Below are 22,383 nucleotides of genomic sequence, written 5' to 3' on the forward strand. Positions count from 1 at the left end.
AATGGATATAAAAAAAGTTGATATACCTTTGAATCCAGGGGTATATATGATGAAAGATAAAAATGGTGAAATAATATATATAGGTAAGGCAAAGAATCTAAAAAATAGAGTTAGTTCATATTTTACAGGTACACATAACACAAAAACAATGGAACTAGTGAAAAATATAGAAAATATAGATTTTTTCATATGCAATACAGAATTAGAGGCATTTATACTTGAAAATAATCTAATAAAAAAGCATAAACCTAAGTATAATATTTTATTAAAAGATCAAAAAACATATCCATATTTAAAAATAACAAAAGAAGAATTTCCAAGAATATTAGTTGTTAGAAGAGTGAGCGATGATGCGTATTATTTTGGCCCATTCCCTAATGTTAATATGAAGGAAGTTGTAATGAATTTAAAAAAAGTGTTTAAATTAAAAGATACTAAGGTTAAAGTAGTAAATAAAGATGGGAAAGAATATATAGACTACCACATAGATTTATCAAATGGCCCTAGTTTTTTTAAAAAGCCTGAAATAAAAGAAGAATATCAAGAAAATGTAAGACAACTATTACTATTCTTAAATTCAAAAAAAACTGACGTTCTAAAATATCTCGAAGAAAGAATGGAAAAATTCAGTGAGAATTTAGAGTTTGAAAAAGCAATAATAGAAAGAGAAAGAATAAAAGCATTAAAAAAGCTTTTGGCATACCAAATAACAGAATCTACAAGGGAAAATGATGAAGACATTGTTACAATAGATAAAAATGATAAGAAGCTATTCATATGCATATTAAGTATAAGAAATGGGAAATTAATTTCCAAAACATCTAAAGTAATAGATATATTAGTAGACAATGACTTGATAGACAGTGTTATAGCAAGATATTATGAAAAAATATTGGCACCTAAAACTGTTGTATTAGATGAGATGTATGAAGATAAAAAAGATATATTAGAGGGTTGGTTTAAAACTGAAAAGAATAAGAATGTTAGAGTAGTTTTTCCTAAAAAAGGACGACTACATAACTTATTAAAACTAGCAAATTTAAATCTAGAAAATGAGAAGAGCAGATATTTTAACGAAAAGAGGAAGTTAAATGCAATATTAGAAGATTTAAAAGAAATGCTAGACCTACCTAAATATCCAAGAATAATCGAAAGTTACGACATATCAAATATACAAGGTGTAGACAGTGTAGCAGGACAAGTAGTGTTCGTTAATGGTAAAAAACAAACGAAGATGTACAAGAAATACAAGATAAAAACTGTTGTAGGACCAGATGACTATCACAGCATGAAAGAGGTGATTTTAAGAAGATTGAATCATCCACCATATCCTGATCTAATATTATTAGACGGTGGTAAAACTCATGTTGGTGTTATACGAAAGACATTAGCAAAAGAAAATATATACATACCAGTTTTTGGTATGTATAAGGACAATAAACACAGAACATATGGATTGTGCGATGATGAAAGAGTATACGATTTAAAAGGCAATGAAAAGTTATTTAATTTAATAACAAGTTTTCAGGATGAAGTTCATAGATTTAGTATAACTTATCACAAACTATTGCGTTCAAAAAGAGTACTAAAAAGTAGGTTAGATGAAATAGAAGGCATAGGACCTAAGAGAAAAAAAGAACTATTGAAGAATTTTAAAACTGTAGATAATGTATTCAATGCAAGTATTGATGAGTTAAAAAAATATGTTCCAGAGAAAATAGCAAAGGCTATTTCTGAAAATTAAATTGTTTTTTTTAAAATATTAGGTATAATTAGTTTGAATAAATGAATGGAGGATAGTATAAGGTATGAGTGACTATATTTTAGAAATGAAAAATATACGTAAGGAATTCTTTGGAGGTAAAATAGTCGCAAATGATGATATAAATCTTAAAATCCGTAAAGGTGAGATCCATGCAATAGTAGGAGAAAATGGTGCTGGAAAATCTACACTTATGAAAATACTTAATGGATTATATGATTTAACATCGGGTGAAATTTACTACAAAGGTGAAAAAGTTGATATATCTACTCCTACAATAGCAGCAAAGCTAGGAATAGGTATGGTTTATCAACATTTTATGCTAGTTGAAACGCTAACAGTAGCTGAAAATATGGTATTAGGGTTTGAACCTAAAAAAGCAAAAATTCTATTTGACATAGATAAAGCAAGAAGAGATGTTAAAGAAGTTTCAGAAAAATATGGGTTAAATATAGATCCAGATGCTTTAGTTGGAGATTTATCAGTTGGAGTTCAACAAAGAGTAGAAATTTTAAAAATACTATTTAAAGGGGCAGAATTATTAGTATTTGATGAACCGAGTGCCGTTCTAACACCACAAGAAGTTATAGAACTATATGGTATTATGAGAAACTTAATAAAAGAAGGAAAGACTATAATATTCATAACACACAAATTACAAGAAGTATTAGACTTGTCTGATAATATTACTGTAATAAGACGTGGAAAAGATGTAGGTGAACTAAAAACAAGTGAAGCTACAAAAGAAACTATAGCCAATATGATGGTAGGAAGACAAGTATTATTTAATATAAAGAAAGAACCAGTAAAAATAGGGGATACATTAGTTGAAGTTGACCATATATGTGCAAAAAATGACCTAGGAATAGATAAAGTTAATGATATAAGCTTTAGCATTAGAAAAGGTGAAGTATTAGGTATTGCAGGTGTTGAAGGTAATGGTCAAACAGAATTAATAGAAGTTTTAGCAGGATTAAGAAAATCAAATTCTAATAATGGTAAATATACTATTGATAATGTTAGTGTATATAATCAAAAACCTAAATTTATACGTGATTCAGGATTAGCACATATACCAGAAGATAGACATAAAAGAGCTATTATTAATGAATTTACAGTTAAGGAAAATTTAATATTAGGTGTATTAGAACCATATGTAAATAAAGGTATATTAAATTCTAAAAAAATAGATAGAGCAGTAAAAGAATATATTCAAAAATATGATATAAGACCCACAGATCCAAGCGTAATTTATGGAGGATTGTCAGGTGGAAACCAACAAAAAGTTGTTATTGCAAGAGAATTAGAAAAAGAAAATAAGTTTATAATAGCAGCACAACCTACACGTGGTGTAGATATAGGGGCTATTGAAATGATACATAATACTATCTTACATGAAAGAACAAAAGGGAAAGCTATTTTATTAGTATCAGCTGAATTGTCTGAAATAATGGCACTAAGTGATAGAATAGCTGTTATGTATTCAGGTAAATTAGTTGGAATTCTAAATAGAGAAGATGCAACAATAGAAAAGTTAGGTATACTTATGGCAGGGGGAAAAATAGATGAATAAAAAATTAAAGGATGCATTATATTCACTACTACCATCACTATTATCTGTATTAGTAGCATTAGTTATAGGGGCTATAATAATATCAGCAAGAGGTGTAAATCCACTATTAGCGTATGGGAGTATGTTTAAAGCAGCTCTATATCAAACATCAAGGGTGTTTAGATTTAATGGTTTAGCAAAAACATTAGTATTTGCAACTCCATTAATGTTCTCATCTCTATCAGTATTATTCGCATTTAAATGTGGTATGTTTAATATAGGTGTACAAGGACAAATGATGGCAGGAGGAATAGGAGCAACAATAGTAGGTCTATATTGCCATAATATGTTTGGAAGTTTAATAGTAGCCTTATTAGTAGCCATATTATTTGGATTCTTATGGGCAGGTGTAGCAGGATTATTAAAATCAATATTTGGAATAAATGAAGTTATTAGTACAATAATGTTAAACTATATAATAATGCCATTTCAAAATTATCTATTAACAGGGCCTTTAAAAGATCCAGTTTCTGGTAATACACAATCAGCACCATTATGTGATGCTGTTAAATTACCTACACTATTTAAAGATATTACAAAACAATCATTAAATATAGGTTTCATAATAGCGATAGTATTATGTATTTTAACATATTACTTCTTCAAGAAGACATCATTAGGATATAAGATAAGAGCGGTAGGATATAATCCAACATCATCAGAAAATGCAGGAATTAATCCTAAAGTAATATCATTTATTGCAATGGGTATTGCAGGCGCAATTGCAGGATTAGGTGGAGCAGAAAGAATATTAGGAGGTTCAACATTCTATATTTATACTGATGGTATAATGGGAGAATTTGGATTTACAGGGATAGCTGTTTCATTACTAGGTAAAAATAATCCTATAGGTATAATATTTGCATCAATATTCTATGCAACTTTGGAAATAGGTGGACAAACACTACAAATAAACTATAAGTTAGATAAAGAAATAGTGTATATAATACAAGCACTAATTGTAATATTAGTAGCTGCAGAAAATATGTTCTATTATTTGTTAAAGAAGAAAGAAGGTAAGATGTAATATGGATACTTTAATATTAATTATAAAACAAGCAATAGTTATAGCACCTCCTATTTTAATAACAGCAGTTGGAGCATGTTTATGTGAATTATCAGGAGTAGTAAATATAGGACTTGAAGGTATGATGTTAACAGGAGCATTTGCAGCAGCATGTGTAAACATCTTCACTGGTAATCCATACCTAGGTATATTTGTTGGTATAATAGTAGGTGGTTTAGTTTCATTAATTCATGCTGTAATTAGTATCCATCTTAAAGGAAATCAAATAGTAAGTGGGGTAGCAGTAAACTTATTTGCTGCATCAACTACAAGTTTTTTAATCAAAGTAATATTCCATGTTGCAGGGTCTACAGATAAGGCAAAAAACGGGGCTAACAGTATGGTAGTATTGACTTTTGTATATGTACTTGCGATTATAACATACTTTGTTGTATACAAGACAGTATTTGGATTAAGATTAAGAACAGTAGGAGAACATCCATTAGCTGCTGATACAGTAGGTATAAATGTATATAAATATAGATATATAGGTGTAATATTATCAGGTATGTATGCAGGACTTGGTGGTTCATATATGTCAACAGTAATATTACAAAACTTTATAAAAGACATGACAGCAGGTCGTGGATTTATGGCGTTAGCTGCAATGATATTCGGTAAATGGAATCCATTAGGAGCAATATTAGCATCATTATTGTTCTCATTTGGTCAAGCATTCTCTAATAATGCAAAGGCACTAGCATTACCTGTGCCACAACAATTTATAGAAATGATACCATACATATTAACAATATTAGTTCTAATAGGATTCGTAGGTAAGGCAAGACCACCTAAGGAAGATGGAAAACCATACGAAAAATAATTGCAATTAAAACTATTTCAAGGTATACTTTATTAGCTAAATATTTAATTAATAGGAGGAAAGTTTAATGAAAAGAATTTTAGCATTTATTGGAACAGTGTTAACAATGATAACACTTATTTCATGTAATCAAAAACAAGAAGCAAAAGCAGAAGTCGCTGCTCCTAAGAAAGTTGCTATTGTTTATTCAACAGGTGGTAAAGGGGATAAATCATTTAACGATTCAGCATATCGTGGTTTACAAATGGCAAAAGAAAAGCTAAATGTAGAATTTAGTGAATATGAACCAAAAGACCCATCAGCTGAAGCTCAAAATCAATTATTCCAATACGCTGAACAAGGTGATTATGAAATAATTATAGGTGTTGGATTCAACATGAAAGACGCACTTGTTGCAGCTGCTAAAGCGTTCCCTAAACAAAAATTTGCTTTAGTTGACGATGAAACACCAGCATTACCAAATGTAGTTTCATTAATGTTTAAAGAACAAGAAGGTTCATTCTTATTAGGTGCATTATCAGCAATGGTAACAAAGACAAATACAATAGGATTTGTTGGAGGATGTCAAGCACCAGTTATATGGAGATTCCAAGCTGGATTTGAACAAGGTGCAAAATATGTAAATCCTAATATAAATGTATTACCAGTATTCATTAATGGAAATAATCCATTCAATGACCCACAAACTGCTAAGACTTTATCTGAAACATTAGTTGGTAAGAAAGCAGATATCTTATTCCAAGTTGCAGGTGCATCAGGAGCTGGAGTATTCCAAGCTGCTAAAGAAAAACACGTATATGCATTAGGTGTTGACTCTAACCAAGATGGTGAAGAACCAGGAGTAATCTTAACATCAATGGTTAAACACGTTGATAATGCAATATTCGCAATAATAAAAGATACACTTGAAGGTAAATTTGAACCAGGTGTAAGACGTTTCGGATTAGCTGATAACGGTGTAAGTACAACTGACTTTGAATTCACTAAAGATGTAGTAACTCCAGAAATTCAAGCTAAATTAAAAGAACTAGCTGAAAAGATTAAATCAGGAGAAATAAAAGTTACAGATCAAGTAGCAAAATAAGTTAAGTTTAAGTAGAAAAGCGTAATGCTTTTCTACTTTAAAAAAACAGCTTATGCTGTTTTTTTATTCCATATTAAAAGTGAGGGTAATAAAAATGAGGATAGTTGATATAATTGAAAAGAAAAGAGATAATATTGAATTAACAAAGGAAGAAATAGATTTTCTTTTGGATGAATGTCAAAAAGGTAATGTACCAGATTACCAATTATCAGCTTTCTTAATGGCAACATATTTTAACGATATGACAGATAAAGAGCTAGTAGAATTCACAAAAAAAATGAGAGATTCAGGAGATATTATTAGTTTTGATAAGATTAATAAATTTTTAGTTGATAAGCATAGTACTGGAGGAGTAGGAGATAAGGTTACAATAGTTTTAGCACCAATAATAGCTGCTCTAGGAATGGCAACAGCTAAATTGTCAGGTAAGGGACTTGGACACACAGGAGGAACTATAGATAAATTTGAATCAATAGAAAACTTTAGATTCTCAGAAACTAAAGAACAATTGATGAATATTGCCAATAAAACAGGTATAGGTCTTATGGGTTATAGCGATAAAATAGTACCTCTTGATAAAAAAATATATTCATTAAGAGATGTAAGTGCAACAGTTCCATCAATCCCCCTAATAGCAAGTAGTATAATGAGTAAAAAACTTGCAATAACATCTAATATAATAATCCTAGATGTTAAAGTTGGTGACGGAGCATTTATGAAAGATTTAAACCATGCAAAAGAATTAGCAAAAAGAATGATTACAATAGGTAAAGGTGCTGGTAGAAAAACAAATGTAGTTCTATCAAATATGGATGAACCTTTAGGTAGAAATATAGGTAACGCTAATGAAGTTATTGAAGGTATAGAAGCACTTAAAGGTAATATAATGCCAGATTTAAAAGAAGTAGTATATACAATTGCATCACTTGCACTTAAAGCAAAGGGAGAAATTGAGGATATAAAAAAAGGATGGCCTTTAATAGATAATGTAATAAAATCAGGTTTAGCTCTTAAAAAATTGCAAGAGTTCATCATAGAAAGTGGAGGAAATGGAGATCTAGTTAATGACTATACTCTTTTACCGCAAGCAAAGCACAAGTTACAAGTTAAAGCAGATAAATCAGGTTATGTAAAAAGAATAAAGACAGAAGAAATAGGTAAGGCAGCTATGGTAATAGGTGCTGGAAGAGCAACAAAAGAATCAATAATAGATCATGCAGTAGGTCTTAAAGTAATTAAGAAAGTTGCAGATAAAGTTGAAAAAGGTGAAGTTATATGTGAAATAGAATATAACGATGATAAATTTGTTGAAGATTCAAAAGCATTAATATTAGATGCATATGTAATAACAGATGAAAAGGTTGAAAATCCAAAAACAATTTTAGAAATAATAGAATAGGAAGTAATATGGAAATAAATAAATATATAGATCATACAGTTTTAAAAGCTACTGTAAGTCCTAAAGAAATAGAAAAATTATGTAGTGAAGCAATAGAATATAAATTTTATTCAGTATGCGTAAATGGGTGTTATGTAAAAAAATGTAGTGAAATATTAAAAAATACAGGTGTTAAAATAGCAGCAGTTATTGGTTTTCCATTGGGAGCAATGTCAACTAAGGCTAAAGTTTATGAAGCAAAAACTTGCATAGAAGATGGAGCTTCTGAAATTGATATGGTAATCAATGTTGGTATGTTAAAAGCACAAGAATATAGCTATGTCGAAGGGGAAATAAGACAAATAAAGGAAGCTATAGGAAATAATGTATTAAAAGTAATAATAGAAACTTGTTATTTAACTGACGAAGAAAAAGTTAAAGCATGTAAGTTAGCACTTAATGCAAATGCAGACTTTGTTAAGACTTCAACTGGATTTGGTACAGGTGGTGCAACATTTGAAGATGTAAAATTAATGAAAGAAACAGTTGGAAATAGAGCTAAGGTTAAAGCATCAGGTGGAGTTAGAACTTATGAAGATGCAGTTAAGTATATAGAATTAGGAGCAGAAAGACTAGGAACATCATCAGGTATAAATATAGTAAAAAAAATAGGAGGTAAATAAATGGCAACACCACATATAGGAGCAAATAAAGGAGATATTGCAGAAGTAGTATTATTACCAGGAGATCCACTAAGAGCAAAATATATTGCAGAAACATTTTTAGAAAATCCAGTTTTATACACTAATGTTAGAGGTATGTTAGGATTTACTGGAACATATAAAGGTAAAAGAGTTTCAGTACAAGGTACAGGTATGGGAGTACCATCAATAGGTATATATGTTAATGAATTAATAACTGAATATGGTTGTCGTGTACTAATGAGAATAGGTACAGCAGGATCAACAAACAAGAATGTAAAAATTAGAGATGTTGTATTAGCTATGGCAAGTTCAACAGATTCAGCAATTAACAAGATAAGATTTAGTGGTAAAGATTATGCACCATGTGCAGATCCAGACCTATTTATAACAGCATATAATATTGCAAAAGAAAGAGGAATGAGTGTAAAAGCTGGTAACATTTTAACTAGTGATACTTTCTATAATGATGATGTAAATTCATGGAAACATTGGTCAGATTTTGGTATCTTATGTGTAGAAATGGAAACAGCACAATTATATACACTAGCAGCAAAATATGGAGTTAAGGCTTTAACATTATTAACAATAAGTGATTCATTAGTAACAGGAGAACAAACAACAGCAGAAGAAAGACAATTAACTTTCAATGATATGATAATAGCTGCACTAGAAACAGCTCTTAAATTTTAAAAGAGGTGATATATGTCACACACAGATTATATAAAAAAGGCAAACAAATTACTTTGTAGAGCCTATGTACCATATTCAAAGTTTCCAGTTTCAGCAATAGTTATTGACCAAGACGGAAATGAATATGAGGGTGTAAATGTTGAAAATGCTGCATATGGACTTTGTTTATGTGCAGAACGTAACGCAATAACAAGTGGCGTTACAAAAAATTTGAAAAGTATAAGAACTATATATATAACAGGAAATACAAATGAACCCATTAGTCCTTGTGGTTCATGTAGACAGGTTATAGCAGAATTTAGTACAAAAGATACTAAAGTAATATTGGGTAGTTCAAAAACAGATGAGTATAAGGAAATGGATTTAGAGACCCTAATTCCTTACTATTTTTCAAAGAATAGTTTAGATGAAATAAAATAGCTAGTAAATTCTAGCTATTTTATTTTATCATTGTTTAATTTAAAAAAAATTGATATAATCTATATAACATAGAAAAAAAGGAGACAATTATGAATAAACAAGCTATATTACACATACAAGATTCAAATTATGCATACCCTAAATCGGTTGATAAATTTGTTGTAAGACTAAGAGTAGCAAGAAATGATGATATTCAAAAAGTAATTATTGAATATGGTTGTAAGTACACATTCTATGATGTGCGTTTTGAAAAAGAAATGAAGATAAAATACAATGATGAATTGTATTCATACTATGAAGTAGAACTAAAATTAGATGATCCAAGACTAGCATATGTGTTTAGAATTTATGACAGCTCTAATGAAATGTACTACTATTTTGAAGAAGGATTAAGTAAGGAGTTTGATTATAAGAATAGCTTCTATAATTATTTCCAATATGCACATATAAATGAAGTTGATATAGTAGAAGAAGTTGAATGGTTTAAGAATGCAGTATTTTATCAAATATTTGTAGATAGATTTAATAGAGGTAAGAATAAGAAAGACTTTTCATATATAACTATGCAAAAGGAAGATACACCTACACCACACTCATTTTATGGTGGAGACTTAGAAGGTATATATGATAAAATTGAATATTTACACAGTATAGGAATTAATGCCATATACCTAACTCCAATATTTAAGTCTATATCAAATCATAAATATGATATTATTGACTATGAAAAAATAGATGAACATTTTGGTAATGATGAAATATTTATTAATCTTGTAAAAAAAGCTCATGAATATGGAATAAAGATAGTTATTGATGTTGTATTTAATCATTGTAGCAATCAACACAACTACTTTAATGATGATAAGTACTATGACTACTTTAGAAGAACAAAAGATGGATATATGACTTTTGCAGACTGTGAATATATGCCAGAATGGAATGGAAATAACCCTAAAGTAGTAGACTACTTAATAAGTATTACAAAAAATTGGATAAGAAAATATGATATAGATGGTCTAAGATTAGACGTGGCTGATGAATTACCACATGAATTTTGGAGACGATTTAGAAAAGAAGTTAGAAATGAAAAAAATGATTGTATAATAGTTGGAGAAGACTGGCATGATTCATATACATATTTACTAGGAGATCAATTTGACAGTGCTATGAATTATGCGTTCACTAAAGCTTGTGTAGACTATTTTGCAACACAAAAGTTAGATGAAAAGGGATTATCAGACAGACTTAATATGTTACTTATGAGATATAGGGAACAAAACAACAAGCAATGCTTTAATTTATTAGATTCACATGATAAAGAACGTTTCTATACACAGGTAGGTAAATCAAAGAATAAGCTATTAGCAGGACTTAATTTATTAATGTTCTATCAAGGTGTTCCTTGTATTTATTATGCAACTGAACAAATGATGGAAGGAGAAGGAGATCCTTACTGTAGACGTGCATTTGATTGGGATAAGAAACCTGAACAAGAAATACTAGATATATTAAAACTTAGAAAAGAAAAAGTTTTAGTTGATGGAGATATACAAATTTATGAAAAAGATGGTAAATTGTATGTAAAAAGAACTTTAGATGATAAAACTAAAACATTAGTTATATCAAAAAATGGTGAAGAATTTAATGTAGAATAAGGAAGGCAATATGAGAAAATATTTAATATTATTAGCACTAATATTTTCATTTTTTAGTTTCTCAAATATAGGATACAACGATTATGTTGGCTATTGGGTAGGCAGTGTTGAAAATGAAAAGCCTGATTTTGAAATAGTTAAAGAAAATAACGAATACTATCTTGTAGAATACGCATTTGTTAGAGATAGATTAGAAAAAATTGCTGACAAATATTTACTAGCTAAAGTAAAAGACGGATTAGAAAATAAAGTAGGTACAGAAGTATATTCATTTGAAAATGCAAGAAGTGAAATACAAAAAAACTATGTTGATATTAAAGTTGGAGAAAAAGTCCTAGCACAAATATTTGATGGTAAGAAAAACAATCCAGAGTATGTATTTTATTACAAAAAAATGGATGAAAAGAAAAGACAAAATTTTGAAAGAGAAAAAACAAAAGCAAGAATAAAATACGAATTACATACATTTTAATATAGCACCTGTATAGGTGCTTTTATATTGCCATAAAATATGATATAATCTATAATAAAAGTTGAAAGAGTGGATATATAGTGAATAGAAATAAAAAGATAGAAACTATAAAAAAGATTATATATATAGTTGTAATTATATCCTTTATTTTTTTAGTTAGAAAGAAAATGATATATGCATATGATTTTGTTGTAGAAAATGTGAATTTTAGATTAGTAAAGTACAAGGATAACCTATACCAAAGTGCTATTAATTTTAGAACTAAAGTTGACATGGTTTCAAATAGTGATAAGTATATAGAAAATATAAAGGACTTACAAAAAAAAGTTGAAGAAAAAGAATTTGTGGAAAATAAAGCAAGGGCATTAGAAATTGAAAACTTAAACTTAAGAAGTACACTAGAGTTAAAACAATTTTTAAATTTAGATACAATAGCATGTGAAGTTAAGTTTTCTGATATAAAAGACGATGACACCTTATACTTATCAAAGGGAAGCGATGATGGAATTAGGTTAAATCAAGTAGTAGTATATAACGGGAATATGATAGGTAAGATAACAAAATTAGATAAGAATTGTTCAGAAGTAACCTTATTAACAAGTAAAGACTCTAAAGTTGGTGTAATAATCAATAATGAGTACTTATGTATTTTAAGGGGTAATGGTAATGGTACATTTTCAGTTAAAAACTATAACACAGATATAGATATTAATGGTAATAATAGCTTTGAAATAAAGACCTCAGGAGTAAGTGATATAATCCCTAAGGATATAATGATAGGAAATTATTATCTAAAAAATAAAGAACAATTTAAGCAAACAAAAGAGTTAATATTTGAACCTACATATAAGTACGCAAATATACGTATAGTATTAGTAGTTAAAGGGGTGAAATAATAGTGAAAAAGTATTTAGTTTGTTTTTTAATTTCAAGTTTTACTATGGCAAATTTTTTGAATACAAGTTTTAGAGCAAAGATATTAGAAAGAAGTAATAGAACAGAAAAAGAATATGTTTTGCAGTATAAGCCAAATAATATTAAGGTAGAAGTCTTATTTCCCTCTACAAATAAAGGTGAGATATATACATATAAGCAAGGTAAAAAATACATATATTATCCTAAATTAAACCAAACTGTAGAACAAACATTATCCAATTCATCAAATGATATATTTAAATTATTAGGTGAAATGAGAGGGATTAATAAAAGTACAAGAAAAGGTAATAAGGAATATATAGTTAAAAACGGGAATATAACAAAAATTATTTGTGGTTCATTAGTAATAAATGTTACGTATATAAATAATATGCCGATAAAAATTAATATACAAGATGGTAAAGAAAAAGTTGAATATTTATGGAGTTATTAAAAGATAATGCACTAGTATTAAGTAGAAAATACTATAATGAATCAAATATACTAGTCACTCTATTTACAAAAACTTATGGTAAAATTTCATGTATTTCATATAGGGGAAGGGTAAGCAAGAAAAAAGAACTTTATGCATTAACACCAACTAGCTATATTTATACAGAAATAGAAAAAAATGGTAGTAAAACTAGCTTAGTAGACTATAGGCTATTAAAGAATGTAGATACAAGCAAGAGCATAGGAAAAGTTGAACTTTGTCTATATATAGTATATGTATTAGATAAAATACTTGAGTACAATCAAGAAGAAAAAGAATTGTATGAGAGAATAGAAAAAATATATGATTACATAGAAGAAGTAGATGAAAAAAAAGTTGAGTCTTTAGAGTATGTGTATAAGTTTATATCTCGTTTTTTAAAGAGAATATTGATAGATTTGGGTATATATTTTGAAGGTAACTTTAAAGAAACAAGAAATATTGAAGATAAAGTGTGTGAATATGAAGGATATATTAATACATATTTTAATATTGATTTAGATTATAGGAAAATAATAACAAGGAGAGTATATAAATGAAAAAGATTACAGATTATTTAAAGGTTGAAACAGTTAATTTGAACTTAGAAGCAAAAGATAAAAAAGCAGTTCTAAAAGAACTATTTGAACAACTTCAAAATAGTAGCGAAATAACAGATAAGTCTAAATGTTATGAAGATCTATTAGAAAGAGAAAAGTTAGGAAGTACAGGTATAGGTGAAGGATTTGCAATACCACATGCTAAGTCAGATTTTGTAAAAGAATTAATAATGACAGTAGGTATTTCTAAAAATCCAATAGAATATGATGCTGTTGATGGTAAACCAGTTAATATATTCTTTATGTTCTTATCACCAAATGAATTATCACAAGAATATTTAATTTTACTTGCAAAAATATCAAGATTTATAAGAGAACCTAATTTTAAATCTGAATTATTAAGTGCAAAATCAAAAGAAGAAATAGCTGAAATTCTTTTATCAAAGGAAGAAGATTAGATGAGATGCATTTTTTGTAAAAGTACAGATACTAGTGTAGTAGATTCTAGACTAGTTGATGATAATAGGATAAAAAGAAGAAGGGAATGTAGGGTTTGTAAAAAAAGATTTAATACTTATGAAGAAGTAGAATTTCAACCCATAACAGTAATAAAAAAAGATAATAGTACAGCACCTTTTGATAGAAAAAAAATTTATAACGGAATAACTAGAGCTTTAGTTAAAAGAAAATATAATGCAAATGATATAAGGGATCTTGTAGCAGATATAGAAATAGAAATAAGAGAAAAATACAGTAAAGGGATAAGAAGCACTGAAATAGGAGAATTAATTTTAAAACATTTATTAGATATAGATGAAGTTGCCTATGTTAGGTTTGCTTCTGTGTATAATAAGTTTGAAAATTTAGATAGCTTTATTGAGATTATAAACAAAATAAAAAAAGACAAGGGGTAGAAAATGAAAAGAAAGGATAGAATAATTCTTTTAATTTTATTTGTATTGTTTTTTGCAATATTTTTGCTACTTCCAATAATAAGAAGACAAGTTTTAATAGCTAACGAAAAATCAAAAACAAAAGTTCTTGAAAAGCAAATTGAAGAACAAAAGAAGATAAAAGAAGGTTTAGAAAAAGAAATTAAAGATTCTGGAAATTCTGAAAATATTGAAAAAATTGCAAGAGATCAATTGAATATGTCTAATGATAAAGAAAGAGTCTATAAATTTGTTGATGACGATAAAGGGGATAAAAATGGAACAAGTAAATGAAATCTTAGAAAAAGTAAAAAAAGAAACAGTGGATACAAATATAAAGCATACATTTAGACTTTCATTTATGTATAGCCTAAAGGCTATAGTATTTTTAGTGATAATTATAGCACTTTTTGTTTTGAATATAGCAAAGTTTTCTAAAAAGCATATGTTACAATATGCTATACTAGTTGTAATAGTAGTGTATATCATATACTATATATATAAATTAATAAAATACAGAATAGTAATTGATGAAAATATTTTGATATATGAAAAAAATAGAATAAATTTAAAAGATATAGTTAAATTGCAATTTATGAGAACAAGAGTTGGTGGAAGTAAATATGATAATTGCATAGCACTTCTTACTAAAGATAAAAGATATATTATACGTCTTAATATGGAAAAAAAATACTTATTCATAGCATTATTGATGAAAATTACAAAATTGAAGGTTGAAGTATAATGATAGAGTTATTTATAGCATATAGACATATAAAGGAAAGAAAGTTTCAAACATTTATTTCAATAATATCAGTAGCATTATCATTGATAGTATTTATAGTTTCTCTAACAATATCAAATGGATTAAAAGAAAATATGATTAATTCATTATTAACTTTGAGTCCACATATAAGTATAAAGTATACTCCCAAAGTTGAGGGAGACTATAAGCAAATCATAAAAAAAGTAAAAGAACATGGTGCAAAGACAACGGTATCTAATGTATATGTTCAAGGATTTGTTAAGTATAATGATAATAATTATATGCCTATAATTCGTGCAACAGAAATAGATAAGTTGAACTTAAATTTAGTTAAAAAAAATAAGGTAAGTGGTATAGATTATGCATATATAGGTCAAGAAATGGCAAAGGATATGCATATTAAGATTGGTGATGATATAAGCATAGCATCATTAAATGGTAGAGAAATTCGTGTAAAAGTTCAAGGATTCTTTAAGACTGGTTTTTTAGCTTATGATAGTAATCTTGTAATAATGCCTTTAGAAGTTGGACAAATTTTAGAGGAAACAGGAGATAATATTAATAGCTTAGATGTTAGAGTTGAACATCCTGGAGACATAAAGAGTTTAAATGAATTGAAGCAAAAAATTAACTCAATTGATGATGATATACAGGCAACTACATGGGCAGATGAAAATGAAAACCTACTAGCTGCTGTACACTTTGAAGAGTTTATACTAATTCTTATACTTAGTATGCTATTTTTAATTTCAAGCTTTATAGTGTCTATAATATTAAATATATTAATACGTGAAAAAACAAGTGATATAGGTATATTAAAAGCTTGTGGATATACAAAAGGTATGATAAAAAGAATATTCATAATAGAAGGTAGTATGTTAGGAATAGGGGGTATAATTTTATCAGCTATTCTATCACCGATAGTATTAAGAGTTATACAAATTATATCTAAAAATTATTTGATAAAAACATACTATATCTCAAATTTGATTATAAAAATAGATATAAAAGAAGAATTATTGATATATGCCATATCATTTTTAATAATTTTACTAGCCTCATATCTACCATCTAGAAAGGCAGCAAAATTAGATGTTACGGAGGCGATTAGATTTAATTTATGAACTTATTAAAAATAGAAAATTTAACCAAAGAATACAAGACAAAGGTAGAAGATATAAAAATATTTTCTAATATAAATTTAACGATAGATAAAGGAAATCTAATATCTATACAAGGTAAATCAGGTAGTGGTAAGACAACATTATTAAACATTTTAGGACTTTTAGATACTAAATATGATGGCAAGGTAGAGTTTTTTAATCAGTCTTCATATAAGAGTCTTGAAAAATTAAGAGCTAAAAATATAGGGTTTGTCTTCCAATTTCACTATTTATTGCCAGAATTCACAGCACTAGAAAATGTTATGTTACCAGCATTAGCGATGAAAGAGTCTTCAAAAAATGAAATAAGAAAAAGAGCAATAGAGTTACTTAAATTAGTTGATTTAGAAGATAGAATAAATTTTTATCCTAATGAATTATCTGGTGGACAAAAACAAAGAGTCGCTATAGCAAGAGCATTAATAAATAATCCTAGTATTGTTTTAGCAGATGAACCAACAGGGAATTTAGATGAAGAAAATAGTAAAAAAATAAATGATTTATTCATTAAATTAAATAAAGAAAATGCACAGACAATAATATTAGTAACACATAGCCAAAATCTTGCAAATATTGCTAATAAAAAATATATATTAAAAAATAGAGAATTAGTAGTTGTAGAATAGTTGAAATAGGACTATAATATATTAGAAGCAATTGAAAGGAGTGTTATTATTATGAATGTAATAGTAAGTGGACAACATCTAAAATTAACAGATGCTTTAAGAGAATATGCAATTATGAAATGTAAGAAGGTTTTGAAATATTGTAACAACATTACAGAAGTTAAAGTAATGCTTTCAGTTGAAAAAACTAAATCTGAGGGAGCTGTACATCATGCAAGTGCTACAATATATGTTGCAGGTAAAACAATAAATGTAGAATGTAAAGATAAAAGTCTTTATTCAGCAATTGATGCAATGCTTGATATAATGGTTAGACAAGTAACAAAATATAAAGAAATAAAGAATAAAAAATAATAGGGGTAAACATGGAAAGTAAATTAAATCAATTTTTAGCTGATTTATCAGTGTTAGCAAAGAAAGTGCAAAATTTTCATTGGAATATAACAGGTAGAGGATTTTTCTCTATACACGCACAATTAGATAAAATGTATGAAGATTTAAATGAAGTTGTAGATGAAGTTGCAGAAAGAATATTAGCTATAAAGGGTAGACCTTTATCTACATTAAAAAGTTATTTAGAAATCTCAAAAATAAAAGAAGGAGAAAATAAATCTATAACAATAGATGAAGCTCTAAAGACTTTAATTAGTGATTTTCAATTTATAGTTGATGAAGCTAAAGAAGTTAAAGTTTGTGCAGATAAAAACAATGATTATGGTACATCAGCTATGATGGATGAATATATAATAAAATACGAAAAATTATTATGGATGTTAAATAGTTTTGAATATTAAAAATAATGGGTTTAACCCATTATTTTTTTTGTTATAACCTCAACTAAACTACTAGGAATAAATTTAATTAATTTTATCATTAAGTAATTTGTTACTCCTGGGATAATAACTTTTTTACCCTTTAAAAGACCATAATATGCACAAAGGGCAACATCATATGGCTTCATGGCAAATATGTTTTTAAATACATTAGGAGTAAATTTAAAGTCCTTTGTAAAATTAGTTTTTGTAGGACCAGGACAAAGACAAGAGATTTTAATAAACTTATTTGAGTTTTCTCTTCTTATTGCATTAGTGAATGATAAAACATATGCTTTTGTTGCATAGTATACTGCCATTTTAGGACCACACATAAAACTTGCAACAGAACCTACATTTAGTAAATATGACTTAGTAGTAGTATTTTTATTCTTTTTTAAGAAGAAGTAGCTAAGACTTGTTAGAGCCTTAATATTAAGGTCTATCATATCTTGAGACTTTTTTAAGTTAGAATCTACAAAATCACCTAAGTCTCCAAAACCTGCATTATTTATCAGACAATAAAGAGATTTATTATCTGTTTTTTCTTTTAATTTTTCTAGATCTATTCCATTTATTAAATTCATTTCTAATATATCAATATTAGCCCCATTATTATCTAGAAGCTTTTTAGTCTTTTCAAGATTATTAATATTACTTGAAATTAAAAGAAGATCTATATTAAAGCATGAATATATTTTAGCTAGTTCCAAGCCTATTCCACTGGTTGCTCCAGTTATAATACATAAATTTCTCATAAAACACCTCAGTTATGATTATAGTATTTTTTTTTATATAAATCAAAGTTTTATGTTGAAATAAATTGGGAAAAAGTATATAATTTAATAAATAATGTTGGAGGTATGATGATGTCAGTATTTAAAAAATTCTTTACGTATACAGATGAAGAAGGGAATAATGAAGATATAATTGAAAAATCATTAAATAAAGAAGCAGAGAATAGTGATTTTATATATAACGGTGTTAACATATTAAAACCAAAATCATATGATGAAGATTCAAAAAAAATTGCAGAAATGATTAAAAATAGTAATATAGTTGCGTTTAGTTTAGAAAATATGTCAAGAGAAGAAGGTCAAAGATTAATTGATTATTTAAGCGGAGCATCATATGTTCTAGGGGGAACTATTGTTGCTATAACAGATAAGGTATTTGCTTCAATACCAGCTGGTGTAAAAGTAAGAAATAACTAAATTAAAAAATTATTTATAGGGCTTATTTCATAAGTCCTATTTTAGAGAGGAATATAATGTTTATAGATGAAAGTGTAATAACAGTAAAATCTGGAAACGGTGGTGATGGTGCAGCAACATTTAGAAGAGAAAAATTCGTGCAATTTGGTGGACCAGACGGCGGAGACGGAGGAAAGGGTGGCTCTATAATCATACTAGCTGACCCTAATATGAATACGCTATTAAATTTCAAAACTATAAAAAGAATAGAAGCACAAAATGGAAGTAAAGGCATGGGTGCTAAATGTGCAGGTAGAAATGGAGAAGATGTAATTATTAGAGTTCCAGTTGGAACTATGATAAGAGATTATGAAAGTAATAAGCTTTTACTTGATATGAATAAGGCAAATGAACAAGTAGTGTTTTTAAAAGGTGGAGATGGTGGAAAAGGAAATGTACACTTTAAAAATTCCATAAGAAAAGCACCAAGAATTTCTGAAAGTGGTAAACCAGGAATAGAATTAAAAATAAAGCTAGAATTAAAACTATTAGCAGATGTAGCTTTAGTAGGTTACCCTAGTGTAGGTAAGTCTTCATTCATAAACAAAATATCAGGTGCAAATTCAAAAGTTGCAAGCTATCACTTTACTACATTAAAACCAAAGCTTGGTATAGCAAAAGTTGATGAAGATCATTCATTTGTTGTAGCAGATATACCAGGTTTAATAGAAGGTGCACATAAAGGTATAGGTCTTGGAGATAAATTCTTAAGACATATAGAAAGATGTCGTGTAATTATTCATATAGTAGATATATCAGAGATTGATGGTAGAAGTGCTATAGAAGATTATTTTAAAATAAATGAAGAATTAGAAAAATATAGCAAAAAATTAGCAAGTAAACCTCAAATTGTCGTGTTAAATAAGATAGATATGCTATATGACGATAAAAAAATAGAAGAATTCTCAAAAGCTATAAACAAAGAAGTACTAACTATGTCTGTAATTGCAAATGAAGGTATAAGTGAGGTAATAAAGAAAGCTTATGAGCTTTTATGCAATACAAAAGAAGAAGAAATAGAAGAAGTAAGAGACTTAGATACTGTGTTATCAGAAGTAGTAAAAAGAAAAGAAGACTGGATTATTAAAAAACTTGAACCTAATGTTTATGAAGTGTCTGGACAAGTTGTTGATAATGTATTAAATAAGTACGTCTTTATAGGTGATGATGGAATTATACAATTCTTGCAAGTTATGCGTCATATAGGAATGGAACAAAAGCTAGAAGAAAATGGAGTCAAAATAGGTGACACCATAGTTATAGAAGGATATGAATTTGAATATGTATAATGCGATAGTAATAGCAGGACCAACTGGAGTTGGTAAAACTGAGTTATCAATAAAACTTGCAAAGTTATTAAACGCAAGAATTATTTCAGCTGATGCATCGCAAGTGTACAAGACGCTTGATATAGGTACAGCCAAGATAACTGAAGATGAAAAAGATGGAGTAATACATTATTTAATAGATGAGGTAGAACCAAATGAAAAATATAGTGTGGGACATTTTTATGAAGCTGCCAATAAGATATTAAATGAAAATAGAGAAGTTCCCTTTTTAATCGTAGGTGGTACAGGGCTATATATCAGTTCTTTGACTGATGGTTTGACCATGATGGATAAAGTTGACTATAAAAAAAGAGAAAAGTTAGAGAGTATGACTCTTAGCGAATTACAAGACCTTTTAAGTGAAGAAGAAAAAAAACAAATAGATATTAAGAATAAAGTTAGAGTAATACGTAAAATTGAAACAAGAGGGGTTGTGTATAACAATAAACTTGGTAATGATAGAAAATTTTTAAAAATATTTCTAACGAGAAATAGAGCTACATTATATGATAGAATTAATAAAAGAGTTGATATAATGATGGAACAAGGTCTTTTAGAAGAAGCAAAAAAAGCATATAATGTATATGGTGATAAAATACATTGTATAGGGTATAAGCAATTATTTGAATATTTTAAGTCTAATGTAAGTTTAAAAGAGGCTATCGAAAATATCAAAACAGCTAGCAGAAGATATGCTAAAAGACAATTTACATGGTTTAAAAATAAAGGATATATTGAGTATAACCTAGATGATGAAAGTATAGATAAAATTATAGAAAAAATTAGGAGGGATTATGGAAATTAAGAATTATTTATCTTTAGATAATATAGTATTTAAAATTAAAGCAGATAAGAAAGAAGATATTATCAAGGAATTATTAGAAAATTTTTCAAAAAATGATGATGTAATAGAAGAAGGTAAATTTGATGTTGTACTAAATGACCTATATGAAAGAGAAAATTTATCATCTACAGGTATGCAAGATGGTATTGCTATACCTCATGCAAAATCAAGTGGTGTAAAAAAAGTTAGCATGGTAGTAGCAATAGATAAAGACGGAAAAGATTTTGCATCATTAGATGAAAAGAAGTCTAAAGTATTTTTCTTAGTTGTCGCTCCAGAATCAACTAAAAGGGAACATTTAGATATTTTATCTGTAATATCAAAATTATCTTTTGAAGAAGAAAAATTAGAAAAATTAATTAATTCAACTGATAAACATGAAGTGTTTGAAATACTAGAAAGTCTTTAAGGTGTAATATGGAAGGAAGAATTATACTAGCAATAGCAGGAGGAACTGGATCAGGTAAAACAAGTGTAGCAAATTTAATAGTTGAAGATTTAAAAAAATTTGGTACTAATGTTAGCTTATTAGAACAAGATTCATATTACAAAGATCATCCAGAATTGGATTATGAACATAGGTCTAAATTAAATTATGACCATCCAGATGCTATAGATTTTGACTTATTGATTAAGCATATAAAGGAATTAAAAGAAGGAAAAGATATACAAAAACCTACATATGACTTTACTAATCATAGAAGAACAGATAAGACTGAGCTTATAAAATCAGAACCAATAATAATAGTTGAAGGTATACTTATACTTACATTGGCAAAGATGCGTAACCTATTTGATATGAAAATATTTGTTGATACAGATGATGATATACGTTTATTAAGACGTATAGAAAGAGATATGAAGGAACGTGGAAGAAGTTTTGAGAATATACGTAATCAATATATAGAAACTGTAAAACCTATGCATCTTGAGTTTGTTGAACCAACAAAAAGATATGCAGATGTAATAATACCAAGAGGTAAATCTAATGAAGTTGGTATTAAAATGGTAACAAGTAGATTAAAGTATTTAAGTAAAAAATAGAG

The 22,383-nt window shown here is 27.9% G+C and carries 28 protein-coding genes; 27 read left to right on the top strand and 1 reads right to left on the bottom strand.

What is annotated here, in order from left to right; all coding sequences use genetic code 11:
• The first annotated feature begins 1 nt into the window (after window position 1).
• From uvrC to VC03_RS01855, 22 genes are all read left to right on the top strand, one after another.
• Window positions 2-1,744, top strand: coding sequence for an excinuclease ABC subunit UvrC (gene uvrC / locus VC03_RS01750; protein WP_046328397.1), 1,743 nt, complete (start codon window positions 2-4; stop codon window positions 1,742-1,744).
• A gap of 64 nt (window positions 1,745-1,808) precedes the next feature.
• On the top strand, window positions 1,809-3,335 hold the full coding sequence (locus tag VC03_RS01755; RefSeq protein ID WP_046328398.1) for an ABC transporter ATP-binding protein: 1,527 nt from the start codon (window positions 1,809-1,811) through the stop codon (window positions 3,333-3,335).
• Window positions 3,328-4,401 carry an ABC transporter permease gene (locus VC03_RS01760; protein WP_046328399.1) on the top strand — a complete coding sequence of 358 codons (1,074 nt, stop codon included), beginning with the start codon at window positions 3,328-3,330 and terminating at the stop codon, window positions 4,399-4,401. Before VC03_RS01755 ends, VC03_RS01760 begins: the two co-directional genes overlap by 8 nt.
• Window position 4,402: 1 nt before the next feature.
• Window positions 4,403-5,263, top strand: coding sequence for an ABC transporter permease (locus VC03_RS01765; protein WP_046328400.1), 861 nt, complete (start codon window positions 4,403-4,405; stop codon window positions 5,261-5,263).
• 67 nt (window positions 5,264-5,330) lie between these two features.
• On the top strand, window positions 5,331-6,347 hold the full coding sequence (locus VC03_RS01770; protein ID WP_046328401.1) for a BMP family lipoprotein: 1,017 nt from the start codon (window positions 5,331-5,333) through the stop codon (window positions 6,345-6,347).
• 94 nt (window positions 6,348-6,441) lie between these two features.
• A complete protein-coding gene (locus VC03_RS01775; RefSeq protein WP_046328402.1) occupies window positions 6,442-7,746 on the top strand; it encodes a thymidine phosphorylase in 1,305 nt (434 codons plus the stop codon).
• Window positions 7,747-7,754: 8 nt separating this feature from the next.
• The gene (gene deoC / locus VC03_RS01780; protein ID WP_046328403.1) at window positions 7,755-8,408 is read left to right on the top strand and encodes a deoxyribose-phosphate aldolase; all 654 of its coding nucleotides are present in this window, start codon (window positions 7,755-7,757) and stop codon (window positions 8,406-8,408) included.
• Window positions 8,409-9,119: a purine-nucleoside phosphorylase gene (gene deoD / locus VC03_RS01785; RefSeq protein ID WP_046328404.1), complete on the top strand. Its 711-nt coding sequence runs from the start codon at window positions 8,409-8,411 to the stop codon at window positions 9,117-9,119.
• 12 nt (window positions 9,120-9,131) lie between these two features.
• Entirely contained in the window at window positions 9,132-9,539 is a 408-nt protein-coding gene (gene cdd, locus VC03_RS01790) for a cytidine deaminase (protein WP_046328405.1), read from the top strand.
• An 89-nt stretch (window positions 9,540-9,628) separates the two neighbouring features.
• A complete protein-coding gene (locus VC03_RS01795) occupies window positions 9,629-11,194 on the top strand; it encodes a glycoside hydrolase family 13 protein (RefSeq protein ID WP_046328406.1) in 1,566 nt (521 codons plus the stop codon).
• A 10-nt stretch (window positions 11,195-11,204) separates the two neighbouring features.
• Window positions 11,205-11,666, top strand: coding sequence for a hypothetical protein (locus VC03_RS01800; RefSeq protein ID WP_046328407.1), 462 nt, complete (start codon window positions 11,205-11,207; stop codon window positions 11,664-11,666).
• Between the two features lie 80 nt (window positions 11,667-11,746).
• Entirely contained in the window at window positions 11,747-12,562 is an 816-nt protein-coding gene (gene mreC, locus VC03_RS01805; protein WP_052727648.1) for a rod shape-determining protein MreC, read from the top strand.
• Between the two features lie 2 nt (window positions 12,563-12,564).
• On the top strand, window positions 12,565-13,035 hold the full coding sequence (locus VC03_RS06520) for a hypothetical protein (RefSeq protein ID WP_052727649.1): 471 nt from the start codon (window positions 12,565-12,567) through the stop codon (window positions 13,033-13,035).
• Window positions 13,023-13,613, top strand: coding sequence for a DNA repair protein RecO (recO, locus tag VC03_RS01815; RefSeq protein WP_046328408.1), 591 nt, complete (start codon window positions 13,023-13,025; stop codon window positions 13,611-13,613). Before VC03_RS06520 ends, recO begins: the two co-directional genes overlap by 13 nt.
• A complete protein-coding gene (locus VC03_RS01820; protein ID WP_046328409.1) occupies window positions 13,610-14,071 on the top strand; it encodes a PTS sugar transporter subunit IIA in 462 nt (153 codons plus the stop codon). The genes recO and VC03_RS01820 overlap by 4 nt, the downstream gene beginning before the upstream one ends.
• Complete coding sequence (gene nrdR, locus VC03_RS01825) at window positions 14,072-14,527, top strand: transcriptional regulator NrdR (RefSeq protein WP_046328410.1); 456 nt, start codon at window positions 14,072-14,074, stop codon at window positions 14,525-14,527.
• Between the two features lie 3 nt (window positions 14,528-14,530).
• Entirely contained in the window at window positions 14,531-14,839 is a 309-nt protein-coding gene (locus VC03_RS01830; RefSeq protein ID WP_046328411.1) for an FtsB family cell division protein, read from the top strand.
• A complete protein-coding gene (locus VC03_RS01835) occupies window positions 14,823-15,290 on the top strand; it encodes a hypothetical protein (RefSeq protein ID WP_046328412.1) in 468 nt (155 codons plus the stop codon). The genes VC03_RS01830 and VC03_RS01835 overlap by 17 nt, the downstream gene beginning before the upstream one ends.
• Window positions 15,290-16,435 carry an ABC transporter permease gene (locus VC03_RS01840; RefSeq protein ID WP_046328413.1) on the top strand — a complete coding sequence of 382 codons (1,146 nt, stop codon included), beginning with the start codon at window positions 15,290-15,292 and terminating at the stop codon, window positions 16,433-16,435. The genes VC03_RS01835 and VC03_RS01840 overlap by 1 nt, the downstream gene beginning before the upstream one ends.
• Window positions 16,432-17,100 (top strand): ABC transporter ATP-binding protein, encoded by a 669-nt coding sequence (locus VC03_RS01845; RefSeq protein WP_046328414.1) that lies wholly within the window; start codon window positions 16,432-16,434, stop codon window positions 17,098-17,100. The genes VC03_RS01840 and VC03_RS01845 overlap by 4 nt, the downstream gene beginning before the upstream one ends.
• 51 nt (window positions 17,101-17,151) lie before the next feature.
• Window positions 17,152-17,454, top strand: a complete 303-nt coding sequence (gene hpf, locus VC03_RS01850; RefSeq protein ID WP_046328415.1) for a ribosome hibernation-promoting factor, HPF/YfiA family — start codon at window positions 17,152-17,154, stop codon at window positions 17,452-17,454.
• Window positions 17,455-17,465: 11 nt separating this feature from the next.
• Window positions 17,466-17,894: a Dps family protein gene (locus VC03_RS01855; RefSeq protein ID WP_046328416.1), complete on the top strand. Its 429-nt coding sequence runs from the start codon at window positions 17,466-17,468 to the stop codon at window positions 17,892-17,894.
• Window positions 17,895-17,905: 11 nt separating this feature from the next.
• Here the strand turns inward: VC03_RS01855 and VC03_RS01860 are convergent, their stop codons facing one another.
• Window positions 17,906-18,670: an SDR family NAD(P)-dependent oxidoreductase gene (locus tag VC03_RS01860; RefSeq protein ID WP_046328417.1), complete on the bottom strand. Its 765-nt coding sequence runs from the start codon at window positions 18,668-18,670 to the stop codon at window positions 17,906-17,908.
• A gap of 111 nt (window positions 18,671-18,781) precedes the next feature.
• On the opposite strand from VC03_RS01860, the gene VC03_RS01865 reads away from it, so the two are divergent.
• Genes VC03_RS01865 through udk form a run of 5 tightly spaced genes read left to right on the top strand, consistent with a single transcriptional unit; the run spans window position 18,782 to window position 22,381 of the window.
• Window positions 18,782-19,126: a cell division protein SepF gene (locus tag VC03_RS01865; RefSeq protein ID WP_158500351.1), complete on the top strand. Its 345-nt coding sequence runs from the start codon at window positions 18,782-18,784 to the stop codon at window positions 19,124-19,126.
• Between the two features lie 56 nt (window positions 19,127-19,182).
• Window positions 19,183-20,454, top strand: coding sequence for a GTPase ObgE (gene obgE, locus VC03_RS01870; protein ID WP_046328418.1), 1,272 nt, complete (start codon window positions 19,183-19,185; stop codon window positions 20,452-20,454).
• A complete protein-coding gene (miaA, locus tag VC03_RS01875; protein ID WP_046329238.1) occupies window positions 20,447-21,298 on the top strand; it encodes a tRNA (adenosine(37)-N6)-dimethylallyltransferase MiaA in 852 nt (283 codons plus the stop codon). The genes obgE and miaA overlap by 8 nt, the downstream gene beginning before the upstream one ends.
• Window positions 21,288-21,746, top strand: coding sequence for a PTS sugar transporter subunit IIA (locus VC03_RS01880; protein WP_046328419.1), 459 nt, complete (start codon window positions 21,288-21,290; stop codon window positions 21,744-21,746). The genes miaA and VC03_RS01880 overlap by 11 nt, the downstream gene beginning before the upstream one ends.
• An 8-nt stretch (window positions 21,747-21,754) precedes the next feature.
• The gene (udk, locus tag VC03_RS01885) at window positions 21,755-22,381 is read left to right on the top strand and encodes a uridine kinase (RefSeq protein ID WP_046328420.1); all 627 of its coding nucleotides are present in this window, start codon (window positions 21,755-21,757) and stop codon (window positions 22,379-22,381) included.
• The last annotated feature ends 2 nt before the right edge of the window (window positions 22,382-22,383 follow it).

This window comes from Sneathia vaginalis (genome assembly GCF_000973085.1).
GTDB classification, from domain to species: Bacteria; Fusobacteriota; Fusobacteriia; order Fusobacteriales; family Leptotrichiaceae; genus Sneathia; species Sneathia vaginalis.

Excerpts from the sequence above, each read along its gene's own strand:
- uvrC (WP_046328397.1), top strand. The coding sequence starts at position 2 with ATGGATATAAAAAAAGTTGATATACCTTTGAATCCAGGGGTATATATG.
- VC03_RS01755 (WP_046328398.1), top strand. The coding sequence starts at position 1,809 with ATGAGTGACTATATTTTAGAAATGAAAAATATACGTAAGGAATTCTTT.
- VC03_RS01760 (WP_046328399.1), top strand. The coding sequence starts at position 3,328 with ATGAATAAAAAATTAAAGGATGCATTATATTCACTACTACCATCACTA.
- VC03_RS01765 (WP_046328400.1), top strand. The coding sequence starts at position 4,403 with ATGGATACTTTAATATTAATTATAAAACAAGCAATAGTTATAGCACCT.
- VC03_RS01770 (WP_046328401.1), top strand. The coding sequence starts at position 5,331 with ATGAAAAGAATTTTAGCATTTATTGGAACAGTGTTAACAATGATAACA.
- VC03_RS01775 (WP_046328402.1), top strand. The coding sequence starts at position 6,442 with ATGAGGATAGTTGATATAATTGAAAAGAAAAGAGATAATATTGAATTA.
- deoC (WP_046328403.1), top strand. The coding sequence starts at position 7,755 with ATGGAAATAAATAAATATATAGATCATACAGTTTTAAAAGCTACTGTA.
- deoD (WP_046328404.1), top strand. The coding sequence starts at position 8,409 with ATGGCAACACCACATATAGGAGCAAATAAAGGAGATATTGCAGAAGTA.
- cdd (WP_046328405.1), top strand. The coding sequence starts at position 9,132 with ATGTCACACACAGATTATATAAAAAAGGCAAACAAATTACTTTGTAGA.
- VC03_RS01795 (WP_046328406.1), top strand. The coding sequence starts at position 9,629 with ATGAATAAACAAGCTATATTACACATACAAGATTCAAATTATGCATAC.
- VC03_RS01800 (WP_046328407.1), top strand. The coding sequence starts at position 11,205 with ATGAGAAAATATTTAATATTATTAGCACTAATATTTTCATTTTTTAGT.
- recO (WP_046328408.1), top strand. The coding sequence starts at position 13,023 with ATGGAGTTATTAAAAGATAATGCACTAGTATTAAGTAGAAAATACTAT.
- VC03_RS01820 (WP_046328409.1), top strand. The coding sequence starts at position 13,610 with ATGAAAAAGATTACAGATTATTTAAAGGTTGAAACAGTTAATTTGAAC.
- nrdR (WP_046328410.1), top strand. The coding sequence starts at position 14,072 with ATGAGATGCATTTTTTGTAAAAGTACAGATACTAGTGTAGTAGATTCT.
- VC03_RS01830 (WP_046328411.1), top strand. The coding sequence starts at position 14,531 with ATGAAAAGAAAGGATAGAATAATTCTTTTAATTTTATTTGTATTGTTT.
- VC03_RS01835 (WP_046328412.1), top strand. The coding sequence starts at position 14,823 with ATGGAACAAGTAAATGAAATCTTAGAAAAAGTAAAAAAAGAAACAGTG.
- VC03_RS01840 (WP_046328413.1), top strand. The coding sequence starts at position 15,290 with ATGATAGAGTTATTTATAGCATATAGACATATAAAGGAAAGAAAGTTT.
- VC03_RS01845 (WP_046328414.1), top strand. The coding sequence starts at position 16,432 with ATGAACTTATTAAAAATAGAAAATTTAACCAAAGAATACAAGACAAAG.
- hpf (WP_046328415.1), top strand. The coding sequence starts at position 17,152 with ATGAATGTAATAGTAAGTGGACAACATCTAAAATTAACAGATGCTTTA.
- VC03_RS01855 (WP_046328416.1), top strand. The coding sequence starts at position 17,466 with ATGGAAAGTAAATTAAATCAATTTTTAGCTGATTTATCAGTGTTAGCA.
- VC03_RS01860 (WP_046328417.1), bottom strand. The coding sequence starts at position 18,670 with ATGAGAAATTTATGTATTATAACTGGAGCAACCAGTGGAATAGGCTTG.
- VC03_RS01865 (WP_158500351.1), top strand. The coding sequence starts at position 18,782 with ATGTCAGTATTTAAAAAATTCTTTACGTATACAGATGAAGAAGGGAAT.
- obgE (WP_046328418.1), top strand. The coding sequence starts at position 19,183 with ATGTTTATAGATGAAAGTGTAATAACAGTAAAATCTGGAAACGGTGGT.
- miaA (WP_046329238.1), top strand. The coding sequence starts at position 20,447 with ATGTATAATGCGATAGTAATAGCAGGACCAACTGGAGTTGGTAAAACT.
- VC03_RS01880 (WP_046328419.1), top strand. The coding sequence starts at position 21,288 with ATGGAAATTAAGAATTATTTATCTTTAGATAATATAGTATTTAAAATT.
- udk (WP_046328420.1), top strand. The coding sequence starts at position 21,755 with ATGGAAGGAAGAATTATACTAGCAATAGCAGGAGGAACTGGATCAGGT.